Genomic DNA, 13,231 nt, shown 5'->3' with positions numbered 1-13,231 from the left:
CATCTCGCCGCAGTCCCTTGTGTTCGCGGACGAGTGGAGTAATCGTTATTACATGATTACAACAGAGCAACGAGAGAAGCTGCGCGGCTGGTTCGCCGGCCGCCTGCCGGACGACCTGTTCGAGGAACTGGTCGAGGTGGCGGTGGACCGCGAGGAGATCACCGTGATCGGCCGTGTCCCCGGGCCCCGGCTCGCGGAGGATGTGTCGGAGACCGAGCGGACGTCGGCCGTCCAGGGCCGGATCCAGGAGTTCCGGGAGCGGACCCGGGACACCCGGATCGCGGTGGCCCGCGACGCCGAGCACCGGTTCGGCCGAAAGGTCTCCTGGGGCGTGGAGTGCGACGGCGAGCGCGCCCTGTTCACTCAGGTCGCGGCGCCCGTGATGACCCGACTGCGGCAGCCGGAGCGTCAGGTGCTGGACACTCTGATCGCCGGCGGTGTCGCCCGCAGCCGCAGTGACGCGCTCGCCTGGTGTGTACGCCTGGTCCAGCGCCACACCGACGACTGGCTGGCCGAACTGCGGGACTCCCTGGAACACGTCCAGCGGGTGCGGGCTCAGGGACCCGACGCCGAACCGGAGGACACGCCGACGGACGAGACATGACGGGATTCGTTCACTCACCGCCCGGCAAGCGCTCGCGCTCGGCGCGCGGACGATCCTGGCCGGACGGCCGTACGTCCACGGGCTGGATCTCGACGGGCAGGCGGGCGCGGACCATGTGATCCGCTGCCTGCTCGCCGAGTGCGATCTCACCGTCGCCCTGACCGGCCGCACCGGCCCGACCCCGATCAACCCGGCCGACCTCACGGACTCCTGACCTCGCCCGGGGCCTGCCCCGTCGGCCCACCCGGATCCTGCCCGTCGGCACCACCAGGACCCCGTCCCGTCGGCACCACCAGGACCCCGTCCCGTCGGTACGCCTAGATCCGGTCCGACAGTTCCTCGGCCCGCGCCGACGGCTTCCGCGTGCCGGTGACCGACAGCGAACCCGGGGTCGCCGTGGACGCCGGGTCGGTCAGCCACCGCTGCTCGGGGGAGCCGTCGCGGACCCTGGCCACGACGTCGGCGCCCGCGTCGTCGGTGGTGGAGGTGAGTGCCAGCTGTCCGTCCCAGCGGGGCAGTAACTCGCCCCGCACCGTGAGGTCGTAGCGCACGTCGTCACCCCGCTTGGCCTTCTCGGCGGCGCAGGTGCCGAGGATCACCACCCCGGCGTCCATGTGCGAGTCCAGACACAGATCGGGGTCGGCCACGCTGCGCAGCAGCCCGTCGTTCTCGTACGACCACTGCTGGGTCGGCGCGGACGAGCACGCCGCCAACTGTGTCCCGGCCCCCTTCTTCGCCTCGCCCTTGATGTCGAGGCACAGGTCGGCGTCGGCGTCCCGCAGTCTGGTCCGGCCCGGCGCTGCGGGGAGTCGGGCGGTGCCGGAGGACGCCGTCGGCGGGGACGGGGAGCCGGTGCCCGGTGCCGCGCCGAGGCCGCCGTTCGCACTGGTGGAGGCCGCCGGGTCGACGCCGTCGTCGCCCGACCACAGGCTGACGACGAGCACCGTCGCGAGCAGTCCGGCGGAGGCGAGACCCACACCGGTGAGCAGCGTCCGTGAGGAGCGCAGACCGCCGGGGATCCGGCGGTGGGGAGCGGCACCACCCGGTGTGCCCGGGACACCGCGGATTCCCGGCAGCCGACGGCGTCGACGGCCGCCGTGCCGGGCCGAGTCGCCGCCGCCGGGCCGGGCCGAGTCGAGCCCGCGCGCTTCAGGGCGATCGCGGCCGGGGCGGGTGTCGAGGTAGCGGTGGGCGCCCCAGCCGAGCACCGCCTCGGCGATCAGGACCCCCAGCCCGCCCTCGAAATGGCCCAGCTGTTCGGCTGCGTCACGGCAGTGGCGGCACTCCGCAAGATGGTGCTGAACATCCGGCAGGAGGACTCCGCCGCGTCGAATCGGACCATCCAGGAGACGGTTGTAGAAGCGGCAATCCTTCGTCGGCACGAGTTCCCGATGAGCATGTACACACCCTTCTCGGAATTTTTCACGCGCCTGTTCGAGTGCCGCCGACGCGGTGTGAATGTCCATGCCCAGAAGGCCGGCCGGGACGGACAGGGGCTCCGCCTCGACCTCCACATGCCACAGCAAACACCGGGAAAGGCCCGGAAGCGCATGGAATGACCGCTCGGCGAGCCGGCGATTTTCCGGTGTCATGGACTGGGCCGCGCGCATACCGCGGCCGCCCTCGGGTTTTCCGAGATCCGGCAGTACACCGGATATCCGGTCCTCCTGAGCCCACTGACGAACCGTGTCCCGCACGGCCAGCAGCAGTCGGGGGCGCAGCGCCACCGCCGGCTCGCCGAGGGTCAGACGGTCGAGGACCTGGTGGAAGGTGGCTGCGGTGACCGTGGAGGCGGTGTCCGGGGCGGCGAGGCAGATCACCGCGTATGCGTGGACGGGCGTCCAGTGCCGGGCCATCAGCAGGGCCACGGCGGGGGTGACCTCCCGGTCCGCGCGGCCGCCGAGTGCGGCACCGAGGCTCTCGTCGGATTCTCCGGGAGCCGCGCCGGGCGGAGGATAAGGAGGGCGAGGGGGGTGGGGGTGGGGGGTGGGCATTGAGCGGATTCCTTCCCACGCGCAAGGGGGACACAGAAGTTCTGGTCGCCGAAAAGGGGCCCGAAGCGGGCGGCACCTTGGGGCGCGGGCGCGGGGAGCAGGAATTCACCACCGGCCATCCGCCTCGGTTCCCCGCGGGACGAATACGGTCCGGCCCTTACCCCCCACACCGATGGTTCACCCTTGCACAGGTCACTCATGGCCAACAAGGCACTTGAGCAACCTCCCCGTCATGGAAAGAAAGTCGGATACGGCGACAACTCATCTGACCCGTACGGATTTTCGGCACGGCAAGCGCCCCGTGTGAAACACACGCACGTGCCGGAGCGCCACGCACGCTCCCGCCACGGGGCCCCGCGTAGTGCACTGGGGTCGGCCTTCCTCGGAGGCCCCGCGCAGGAAGGCGGCTCTTCTGCGCGACGATGGCCGCCGACCCTGTTCCTCCCGCCCTCGGTCGGCGGCCCCGAGGACAGGTTCGCGGGTCTCTCCCCGAGGTGATCAGGTCTGTCAGGAGGGGATCAGGTCTCCCCCCGGGCGACGGCGGCCAACCAGCGCGGAGAAGTCGTTGACGGTGGGCTGGTGGGGCAGGGCCTATCGTGACGCCGGAGCAGCCAGGGCACGTCGATGTGGGCAACGGGAGCCATCGGTCAGGCGCCCCGCCCCTCGCCCCGGATGCGTGGTTCGTCGTCGGGGAAGGCGTCCGCGAACTCGTCCGCGGCCGCGAACTCGTCGGCGTGCGCGGCGAAGAAACGGCGGAAGGCTTCTGGCCGCACCTCACCACCGATTTGATATGGCTGACCGTTGACCTTCCGGAGCGCGTGATCTTGCGTTCCCCAGAGGTTCACGTCCCGGTCCCGGCGGGGCCTCAGCCTTGGTCGGTCGAACACGCTTGATCGGAGACTGGATGGAGAGCACCCCTCACGGTGACTTCTCGAGCACGCGGTTGGACTGGGCGGCCTTGTGGTCGGGGCGGCTATGAGGGGCCGATGCTGGCGATGCCGGTCTGGTAGGCGATGACGACGAGTTGGGCGCGGTCACGGGCGCCGAGTTTGGCCATGGCCCGGTTGGCGTGGGTCTTGACGGTGAACGGGGTGATGAAGAGGTGCTCGGCGATCTCGTCGTTGGTCAGTCCGGTGGCGACCAGGGCCATGACCTCGCGTTCCCTCGGAGTCAGAGCGGCCAGCCGCGTGGGCAGGCGTTCGGGGGCGGCGACGGTCGGCTGGGTGAGGTAGCGGGAGATGAGGGCCTTGGTGGCGGCCGGTGAGAGGAGGGCCTCGCCGGCCGCGACGATCCGGATGGCCTTGAGCAGTTCGGCAGGGTCGATGCCCTTGCCGAGGAAGCCGGTGGCTCCGGCGTGCAGGGCCTGGGCCACGAACTCGTCCTCCTCGAAGGTGGTCAGGATGAGGATCTTCACTCCGGCTAGGTCCTCGTCCGCACCAATGATGCGGGTGGCCTCCAGGCCGTCCATCTCAGGCATGCGGATGTCCATCACGATGACGTCCACGCGCTCGCTGCGAGCGAGTTCGACCGCCTCACGGCCGGTGCCGGCTTCGCCGACGACTTCCAAGTCCTCGTCGGCGTCGATCAGGAGCCGGAAGGTTCCGCGCAGGAGCGCCTGGTCATCGGCTAGGAGGATGCGCAGGGTCACAGCTGGTCGTCCTTTGCGGGTACGTCGTTGCTCCCGGGCTCGTCGTTCTTCGCGGGTTGCAGGGGCAGGGTCGCGTTGACCCGGAAGGTCCCGTCGGCGGGCAGGGCCGTAGTGAGCGTGCCGTGAGCGGCATCCGCGCGCTCGCGCATGCCGATGAGTCCGTGTCCCGTCCCCCCGCCGCGCTGTCCCTGGCGGGCCGGGTTGATGACGCTGATCCACAACGTCTGGTCGGTGTAGGTGAGTTGGACGTCGGCGGTGGGCCTGCTGCCATGCTTCTGTGCATTCGTCAGGCTCTCCTGGACGATCCGGTACGCGGCGAGGTCGGCCGATGCGGCCAACGGGCGTGCTTCTCCATCCCGTTGGAATCGGACGTCGAGGCCGCTGTGGCGGAAACTGTCGAGGAGGTAGTTCAGCTGGTCGAAGGTGGGAGCCGGCTGCAAGGTCGGAGGCGGGTCGCCCTCGCGACGCAGCAAGGAGACCGTGGATCGCAGTTCGTCCAGGGCCGCGGCGCTGGTCTCGGTGATGTGGCTCAGCGCCTCGTACGCCTTGTCGGGATGGCTGCGCATGAGGTGCCGGGCGACGCCTGCCTGGGCGTTGACCAGAGTGATGTGGTGGGCGACCACGTCGTGGAGTTCCCGGGCGATCCGGATCCGTTCCTCTCGAACCCGGCGCTGGGCCTCCTCCTCGCGGGTGCGTTCGGCTTGCACGGCGCGCTCCTGGGCCTGAGCGAGGTAGGCACGCCGGTTGCGGACCGAGTCACCGACCGCGACAGCGACGATCGCATAGTCGAAGTAGACCAGAGCGCCCAGGATCTCACCGGGCCTCGCCAGCACCGAGGCCAGGGTCAGCCACAGCCCGGCACCGGCACCGGCGCTCCAGGACAGGCGGCGTTCGCGGTGGGTGGCCAGCGTGTACAGCGCGACCAGGCTGGCCATCGGCAGCCACGACTGGTGGGGCGGAAGAATCGGCATGGCGCTGTCGACGATGACCGTGAGCACGGCCACGAGCAGCGGCTGCCGGCGTCGCCCCAACAGGACGATCGCGCTGAGGAGGATCAGTACGACCCGAACCGGGTGCGGGACCTGCCATGTCCTGTCCACCAGCGAGGCCGCGATCACCTGCATGACGACGATCAGCACCGCGAGCGCCATGTCCTGCCGTCGTGCGGTCGACGGCGCCTCGGCGCGGCTCGCGTCAAGGTCGGTGGGGTGGTGGAGCCATCCGAAACGCCGCATGTCAGCAGTCTCTCCCGGGTCGACGATGGGCCGCGAACGGCGTGATGAGATGCGGTGCGGTGCGCATCGCAGACGTCGGCGATGCGCCGGGAGCGTGCCGTGCTCTCCAGCGCACCGCGGGTTCGTCAGAAGGTCGTGCCGCGGTCAGGTGCTACCGCGTCACACCGGCGTCTTCCTTCTCCAGCATGGCCTGAGCCGCCGGCGGGTCGGCGTGGTCACTGCTGCTGTCGCCCTCCACCGAGAAGTGCGGCATGCAGCGGTCCAGCCAGCGGGGCAGCCACCAGGTCGCCTTGCCACTCAGGTGCATCAGGGCCGGCACCAACATCATGCGCACCACGAACGCGTCCAGCAGGACCGCGACGGCCAGGCCCACGCCGAACTCGGCGATCAAGCGCATCCCGCCGCCCGCGAAGGCCGCGAACACGCAGAACATGATGGTGGCGGCCACCGCGATGACCAGAGCGGTGTCGGCCTGCCCGACGCGTACCGAGCGCCGGTTGTCCTTGGTGTGGGAGAACTCCTCGTGCATCCGGCTGACCAGGAACACCTGGTAGTCCATGGACAAGCCGAACATCACGCCCACGATGAGCACCGGCACCACGGCCTCGATCGGCCCCGCCGATCCCGCGCCGAGGAGGGACGAACCGAAGCCGTGCTGGAAGACCAGCACGATCGCGCCGAACGCCGCTCCCATCGTCAGCAGGTTCATCACCGCGCCGATCGCGGGGATCAGCAGGCTGCGGAAGGCCAGCGTCAGAAGGACGAACCCAAGGATCACGATCAAGCCGAGGAACAACGGGATCTTGCTGGTCAGCGTGGACGCGAAGTCCGCGTTGCTCGCGGTCACACCGCCGACGTAGACCTGCAGGTCGCTGCCCTGCTCGGCGGCCGGGATCACGTCGTCACGCAGATGGTCGATGAGGTCGGTGGTCTGCTCGGACTGCGGGGAACTGTCCGGCAGGACCGTGACCACCCCGACGTCCTGGCCCTGCTGCATAGGCACCGCGGTGACCGAGGCTACCCCGTCGACCGTCTTCAAGTCGTCGGCCAGATCCGTGAGATGGGCCTGCGCCTGCGCGTCGGGGGCCTCGGCGGCCAGCACGAGCGGACCGTTGAAGCCGGGGCCGAAACCGTCGGCGAGCATGTCGTACGCCTGGCGGCTGCTGGAGGACGTCGGGTTGTTCCCGGCGTCCGCCGAGCCGAGCCGGATCGACAGGGCAGGGAGCGCCATGGCCGCCATCACCATGATCGAGACCGCGACCATCACCTTCGGACGACGTTGGACCAGGCTCGACCAGCGGGCCCAGCGGCCCGTCGGCTCGCCCGGCACGGTGAACCGGCCCACCGCCACCTCGCGGCGCTGACGCCGCCCGAGCACCCGGTGACCGAGTAGGCCCAGGATCGCGGGCAGCAGCGTGACGGCCGCCAGGACGGTGAGGACCACGGTCATGGCCGCGCCCAGCGCCATCCCGCTGAGGATGCCGACGCCGAGCGTGAGCATGCCGAGCAGGGCGACGACCACGGTCAGGCCGGCGAAGACGACCGCCCGCCCCGAGGTGTTCAGCGCCTTCGCCGACGCCTCGGCCACGCTCATGCCCGCCATCAAGCCCCGCCGGTGGCGGTGCACGATGAACAGGGCGTAGTCGATACCCACACCCAGGCCGATCAGCGCGCCCATGGTCGGCGTCGTGTCCGGCAGCGTGACGACGTGGCTGAACAGGATCGTCGCGAACAGGGCCGTGCCCACACCGGCGACACCGGTCAGGATCGGCAGCGCCGCCGCCCACACCGAGCGGAACATCAGCAGCAGCACCACGAGCGCCGCCCCGATCCCGATGATCTCGCTCAGCTCGGAGACCGATACACCGGTCCCGAACGCCGTCCCGCCGAACTCCACGTCCAGCGAGCTCGTGCGGGCCTCGGAGGCCAGCTCCTCGACGTGCTCGACCTGGTCCTTGGGAAGGTCGGCGCCGCTTTTGTCGAACACCACCGTCGCGTACGCGGTGTGCCCGTCCTCGCTGATCTGCGCGGCACCCTGCTGGATGTACGGGCTGGTCACCGACGCCACACCCGGCGCCTCGGCGATCTCGGCGAGGACCTTGTCCATCGACTGCTCGACCGACGAGGCGGTGACACTGGCGGCATCGTCGACGGTCTGCCAGACGATCGTGCCGCTGTCGCCGGATGCCCCGGAGGAGCCCATGCTCATCAGGTTGAGCGCGGTGCTGGACTCGGTGTTCGGCATGTTGGTGCTGTTGGTGTACGCGGCACCGGCGCTCATGGCCCCGGCACCGAGGCCGACGATCAGCCCCAACCACAGCAGAACAACCGCGAGCCGGCGTGCATGGCACCACCGGGCAATAGAGGACACGACAATCTCCCAACGAAACGACCAACGCGATGCAGAGGCGATGCGCGGCAGCGCCGACCGACTGTCGGCTTGCCGCCACGCATCACGGCGCGGAAAGTCGTCCCCACGACCTGCCCGAGCCGCCTGCTCGCGACCCGCAGCCCTTCCCACGCACCACCAACCGTCCCGGAAACCGGCCCGCACGTCGTCGTCCCCTCACACACACCTACGGCTACTGCGCACGCAGTACATGCACCCGGCATCGCTGGCACACCGGCATCGGGGCCGCCGTCACCGCCTGAAGGCTGCTCCGGGCGCGTCGGGTGCGGACGGTGCGGCTTCCCCAGGTGGGGTGCGGCGATCCCGGGGTGCGTCATGGCCTTCGGTGCCGTCCCGGTGCCGCGTGGTGATCGCTTGTGGCCGGACAGCAGTCTGCGTGGGCGCGGTGAGTACGGCGAGGCAGCCGACAACCAGAGCAATGCCGACCCAGCCCAGCACAGGCAGGCGTTCCCCGACCACCAGCACGGCCAGTACGGCCGCGACGGCGGGCTCCAGCAGTGACAGCGTCGTCGCGGTGCTCGCGGGTACGTGCGCCAGCCCCCAACCGAACAGGACGTAGCCGATGAACATGGGCACCAGGGCCATGTAGATGCCGACCGCTGCGTTGGGCCAGGAGCTGACGAGCGGAGCGCCGGTGGCCAGCAGTACGGGCACAAGCAGAAGCCCGCCCAGCCCGAAGACGGTTCCCATGGCTGCGCCGGAGGTGACACCACGGCTGATCAGCCGGTGGGCCGCCCAGGAGTACAGGGCGTAGGTGAGACCGGCCACCAGGCCCAGCCCCACGCCGAGCACGATCGTCCCCACGGATTGGGCCCCGGGGCCGGAGTGTGCGTTGGCCGCCTCGGCTACACACAGCAGAACTGTCCCGGACAGACCCAGGGCAGCTCCGAGCATCCAGCGGCGCGTCAGGCGGCGTCCGTCCACGACACGCTCGATCAGCGCCGAGGCCAGCGGGGCCGAGCCGATCGACACCACCGTTCCGGCGGCGACCCCGGCCAGGTGCATGGAGGTGTAGAACACCAGCGGATAGATGCCCACTGCCACCGCGCCGAGCAGCACCACACCGCGCTGCGCCCGCAGTCCGGACGCTTCCCGGACGATGCGAGGGGCGGCTATCAGGGCCTGCAGCAGACCGCCCAGACCCATGGCCACCGCCCCGATCGCAAGCGGCCCCACCCCCGGGGCGAAGGTCGCAGCGGTGCCCGTGGTGCCCCACAGCACCGACGCCACGAGAACGCACAACGACCCCACGCCCACCGAGCCGGCCGCACAGCCGACGGGCCGCATCACAGCTGGTCCACCAGGTCCGCCGCCATCGTCCGCGCGTGAGCCAGCCGCGTACCCGCGCCCTCAAGCCCGGCCCGCGCCATCGCCCCCTCCAGGAGGAACGCCAGATGCTCCGCCATCGCCCGCACCTCCTGGGGCTGCCCGGGAAGCAGCTCCTCCAGGTGCCCGGCGAGCAGGGACTCGACTTCTTCCTTGTGCCGCCGCACCACGGCCCGCCCCTCGTCCCCGGCGGGGAGTTCCGCGGCCGCGTTCAGCAGACCGCACCCCCGAAAACCGTGCTCATACGCGAACGCCGCATGATCCGCGTACGCGTCGAAGACCGCCAGCACACCGTCCCGCCCGCCCCGGGCCTCCTCCAACCGCCGCCGATACAGGCCCAGCCACTCCTCATGCCGCGCATCTAGGTAAGCCCTGACCAGGTCGGCCTTGGAGGAGAAGTTGTTGTAGAGACTCATCTTCGCCACACCCGCTTCGGCGGTGATGGTGTCGATCCCCGTTGCCGCGACCCCGTCCGCATAAAAGAGGCTCGACGCGGCAGCGAGCAGCCGCTCACGCGCGGTCCCCGGACGCCTTCCGGCCTGTGCGGGTCTACCGCCTGTACCGGTCACCACAGCCCCTTCATGTGAGTAGGTAGGTCAGTCTACCTACTCACATGGGGAGTGACAGCGGGAGGCGCCTGAGGCCGTACGACGCTCGACTCGGTGCGGTAGTGCAGCCAGGTACTGGGCCGCTCTGGATCACGGCAGGTGGGGTGAGGGGTGAGGCACGCTCGCGATGGGAGCGCTCCCAGATGCGGACGCCGCCATGCTTGTTGGAAGCATGACACCTCGTCAACGGTCCGGACGGGACTGCCGTCCGTCCGGACCGTACGAGGAACCGTCAGCCTGCCGGGACCTCCAGCCTGGTGACCCGCACCGCTCCCCGGGCCTCACCGGGATGGGCGCTGGTCAGAGTGAGCCGCAGCCGGGAGCCGCGGGCGGCGTCGAAGGTGATGACCGTCGGCGCGTCCGAGGCCGTCGCCCAGTCGACGGCAACGCCCTCGACCGGCACATAGGTGCTCCCGTCCCCCACCTCGACCGCGACGGAGGCGGGCAGGCTGTGGGTCGCGCTCAGCGTGAAGGAGGCCTCCACCCGGTCGAAGGTCCGGGTGCGTCCGAAGTCCACCGAGACCCAGTCCTCGGCCCGGGCCCCGTCGAACGCGGGCAGCAGGGCCGTGGCCGCCTTGCTGAAGGCGTTGGACCAGCCGGTGGCCGGGTCGCCGTCGAGCATCGCGGCGGGCAGGGTGTCGGGGCGGCCGGAGTAACTGGCGTCCGCGTAGGGGTGGTTCGGCGGTGTCGGGTGGTCGGGCCCGAAGGCCCGAGCCGGGGTGGCGGCGGACGACCGGACAGGTGTGGTGCGTACGGTCGCGGTGCCCGGCCGCAGGCCCTCCACGCGCGCGGTCACCTTCAGGGTGCCAGGTTCGGTACCCGACCGTACGATCGCGAGCGCCTTGCCGTGGAAGGCGGTCCGCGTGTCGGCCTGGTACCGCTCGGCGCTCTCCTGGCGGCCGTTGTCGAGTCCGGCGAGCGAGCCGCCCTTGACCGCGAAGGAGATCAGGTGCTCGGCGTCGGGCACCACGACCCCGCGGGCGTCGACGATGTCGGCGGTGACGAACACCAGGGAACGGCCGTCGGCCGCGAGGGACGTGCGGTCGGCGGTGAGCCGCACGGCGTGCGGCTGCCCGGCCGTGCGCAGCACATCGGTGGCCACCACCTTGCCGTTCCGGCGCGCCACCGCCTTCAACTCGCCCGGCTTGTAGGGGACTTTCCAGGTGAGGTGGAGCTTGCCCGCGCTGCCGTTCGGGCTGGTGTAGCTGCCGGGGTAGGGGCCGTCGGTGAAGGTCTTGTCGTCGCCGGTCGCCTCGGTGGTCTCCCGGTACGCCCGGCCGTCGGTGGTCCTCTTGGTGTCGAACCGCCGGGTGCCGAGGGACCTGCCGTTGAGGAACAGTTCGACGGTGTCGACGTTGGCGTACGCCCACACCTCGACCGTGTCGCCCTCGTCGTGGTTCCAGGTCATCGGCAGCAGATGGACCATCGGCTCGCCGGCCCACTGGCTGCGGAACAGGTGGTACATGTCCTTCGGGAAGCCGGCCGTGTCGACCGCTCCGAAGAAGGACGCCTTCACCGGGAAGACGTCGTACGGGGTCGGCTCCCCGATGTAGTCGATGCCCGACCACAGGAACTGCCCGGTGAACCACTTGCGGTCCCGGTCCTTCTTGAGGCCGTACTCGCCGCTCATGGTCCAGGAGGCGAGGTTGTTGTCGTACGACGAGGTCGCCCGCCTGCCCGGCGTGTGGTTCTCGCCGGTGTTGAGGTGTTCGGGCTCCTGGTAGGCGCCGCGCGTCGAGGTCTCGGAGGACGACTCGGACTCGAAGAGGAAGAGGTGGGGATAGGCGGCGTGCAGGGCGTCCACCGACTCGGCGGTGTTGTAGTTGAGACCGAGGCCGTCGAGCTTGGCCAGCATCAGATCGGCGGCCGAGCCCTTGGCCGGAGGCCGCCGGTACTTGTCGGAGCCGATCACCAGGGGGCGGGTGTCGTCGACGGCCCTGATGGCGTCGATGATCCGGTCGGCCATGGCGAGTCCGGCGGTGGAGGTGGAGTCGGGGATCTCGTTGCCGATCGACCACATCAGGACGGCGGGCGAGTTGCGGGCGGCGAGCACCATCTCGGTGGCATCCCGCTCGGACCACTCGTCGAAGAAGCGGCCGTAGTCGTACCGCGTCTTACCGGTCCGCCAGCAGTCGAAGGCCTCCACCAGCATCACGATGCCCAGTTCCTCACAGACCTCGATCATCTCCGGCGAGGGCGGGTTGTGGGAGGTGCGGAAGGCGTTGACGCCCATCGACTTCATGATGGTCAGCTGTCTGCGGATCGCGTCCTTGCTGACCGCGGCGCCGAGCGCGCCCAGGTCGTGGTGCAGGTCGACGCCCTTGATCTTGTGGTGGGTGCCGTTGAGGTGGAAGCCCTCGTCCGGGTCGAAGTCGAAGGTGCGGAAGCCGAAAGGGGTGCGGTAGGTGTCGACGACCTTGCCGCCGACGCGCAGTTCGGTCTCCAGGGTGTAGCGGCGGGGGGTTTCGAGGTCCCACGACTGAGGGCTGGGAACAGCGAGTTCATGGGTTTCCGTGGCCTGCTTGTCGACCGTGACCGTGGTGGCCGTGCGGGCCACCGTGCGGCCCCGCGGGTCCTTGACCCGGGACCGGATCTCGACCGGGCTCGCGGTACCGCTCTGGTTCACCACGGCGGTCCGCACCCGCACCGTGGCCCGGTCCAAGGTGATCTCGGGCGTGGTGACCTGGGTGCCCCAGCGGGCCACGTGCACCGGGTCGGTGACCACGAGGCGGGCCTCGCGGTAGATGCCACTGCCCGAGTACCAGCGGCTGCTGGGCAGCCGGTTCTGCACCTTGACCGCGATCACGTTCTCCGTGGTCCCGTCGGTGTGCAGCACGTCGGTGAGGTCGAAGGCGAAGCCGGTGTAGCCGTAGGGGTGCCGGCCGATCTCCGTGCCGTTGCAGTACACGTACGAGTCCATGTAGACGCCGTCGAACTCCACCGCGATCCGCTGTCCGGCCAGAGCGGGCGGCAGCGTGAAGGCGAGGCGGTACCAGCCGAGGCCGCCGGGGAAGAACCCGGTGCCACTGGTGGTGCCGTTCTGCGTGGTCGGCGCCAGCTCGATGCTCCAGTCGTGCGGCACCGCGACCTCGCGCCACCCGGAGTCGTCGTAGCCGGGTGCCGCGGCGTCGGCGTACCCGCCGGTCGGGTCGGTGATGCCGCCCGGATCGACCAGCGCGAAGCGCCAGCCGTCGCGCAGCGCGACCGTACTGCGACCGGATGTGCTTCCCGTGACCTCGGCGGCCTGTGCCGCCCGAGTGCCCAGCAACGCTCCGGCAGCCGGTGCGGCGGCGGAAGCGAGCAGAACTGATCTGCGAGTGACCTGCATGGCGGCTCTCCCTCATCAGGGCCCAGAAGTACTCACAACTGATCGTTAACAAACAGATTCTGACGGGGTGCCACACCG

Annotated in this window: 9 protein-coding genes and 2 pseudogenes; 2 read left to right on the top strand and 9 right to left on the bottom strand. The window is 70.1% G+C overall.

The window, feature by feature from the left end; genetic code table 11:
• The first annotated feature begins 52 nt into the window (after window positions 1-52).
• Window positions 53-604, top strand: coding sequence for a hypothetical protein (locus M2271_RS00640; RefSeq protein WP_280885038.1), 552 nt, complete (start codon window positions 53-55; stop codon window positions 602-604).
• A gap of 25 nt (window positions 605-629) precedes the next feature.
• Window positions 630-818, top strand: a pseudogene (locus M2271_RS00635) (alpha-hydroxy-acid oxidizing protein); the annotation flags it as partial.
• Window positions 819-921: 103 nt separating this feature from the next.
• Here M2271_RS00635 and M2271_RS00630 read toward each other — a convergent pair.
• The 9 genes and pseudogenes from M2271_RS00630 to M2271_RS00590 form a co-directional block, all read right to left on the bottom strand.
• Window positions 922-2,598, bottom strand: coding sequence for an RICIN domain-containing protein (locus M2271_RS00630; protein WP_280885037.1), 1,677 nt, complete (start codon window positions 2,596-2,598; stop codon window positions 922-924).
• A 546-nt stretch (window positions 2,599-3,144) separates the two neighbouring features.
• A pseudogene (locus M2271_RS00625) lies at window positions 3,145-3,242 on the bottom strand (toxin Doc); the annotation flags it as partial.
• A gap of 3 nt (window positions 3,243-3,245) precedes the next feature.
• Entirely contained in the window at window positions 3,246-3,371 is a 126-nt protein-coding gene (locus M2271_RS00620) for a hypothetical protein (RefSeq protein ID WP_280885343.1), read from the bottom strand.
• A 200-nt stretch (window positions 3,372-3,571) separates the two neighbouring features.
• Entirely contained in the window at window positions 3,572-4,246 is a 675-nt protein-coding gene (locus M2271_RS00615) for a response regulator transcription factor (RefSeq protein WP_280885036.1), read from the bottom strand.
• Window positions 4,243-5,481, bottom strand: a complete 1,239-nt coding sequence (locus M2271_RS00610) for a histidine kinase (RefSeq protein ID WP_280885035.1) — start codon at window positions 5,479-5,481, stop codon at window positions 4,243-4,245. Before M2271_RS00610 ends, M2271_RS00615 begins: the two co-directional genes overlap by 4 nt.
• 151 nt (window positions 5,482-5,632) lie before the next feature.
• Complete coding sequence (locus tag M2271_RS00605; RefSeq protein ID WP_280885034.1) at window positions 5,633-7,852, bottom strand: MMPL family transporter; 2,220 nt, start codon at window positions 7,850-7,852, stop codon at window positions 5,633-5,635.
• 270 nt (window positions 7,853-8,122) lie between these two features.
• On the bottom strand, window positions 8,123-9,178 hold the full coding sequence (locus M2271_RS00600; RefSeq protein WP_280885325.1) for an EamA family transporter: 1,056 nt from the start codon (window positions 9,176-9,178) through the stop codon (window positions 8,123-8,125).
• Window positions 9,178-9,786, bottom strand: a complete 609-nt coding sequence (locus tag M2271_RS00595; protein ID WP_280885033.1) for a TetR/AcrR family transcriptional regulator — start codon at window positions 9,784-9,786, stop codon at window positions 9,178-9,180. Before M2271_RS00595 ends, M2271_RS00600 begins: the two co-directional genes overlap by 1 nt.
• Window positions 9,787-10,057: 271 nt before the next feature.
• Complete coding sequence (locus M2271_RS00590; RefSeq protein ID WP_280885032.1) at window positions 10,058-13,153, bottom strand: glycoside hydrolase family 2 TIM barrel-domain containing protein; 3,096 nt, start codon at window positions 13,151-13,153, stop codon at window positions 10,058-10,060.
• Window positions 13,154-13,231: the final 78 nt, after the last annotated feature.

Origin of the sequence: Streptomyces sp. LBL, from assembly GCF_029893585.1 — a bacterium.
Lineage (GTDB): Bacteria > Actinomycetota > Actinomycetes > Streptomycetales > Streptomycetaceae > Streptomyces.
Note: the sequence above shows the minus strand (reverse complement) of the source record. Positions and strands in the feature narration are given on the sequence as shown.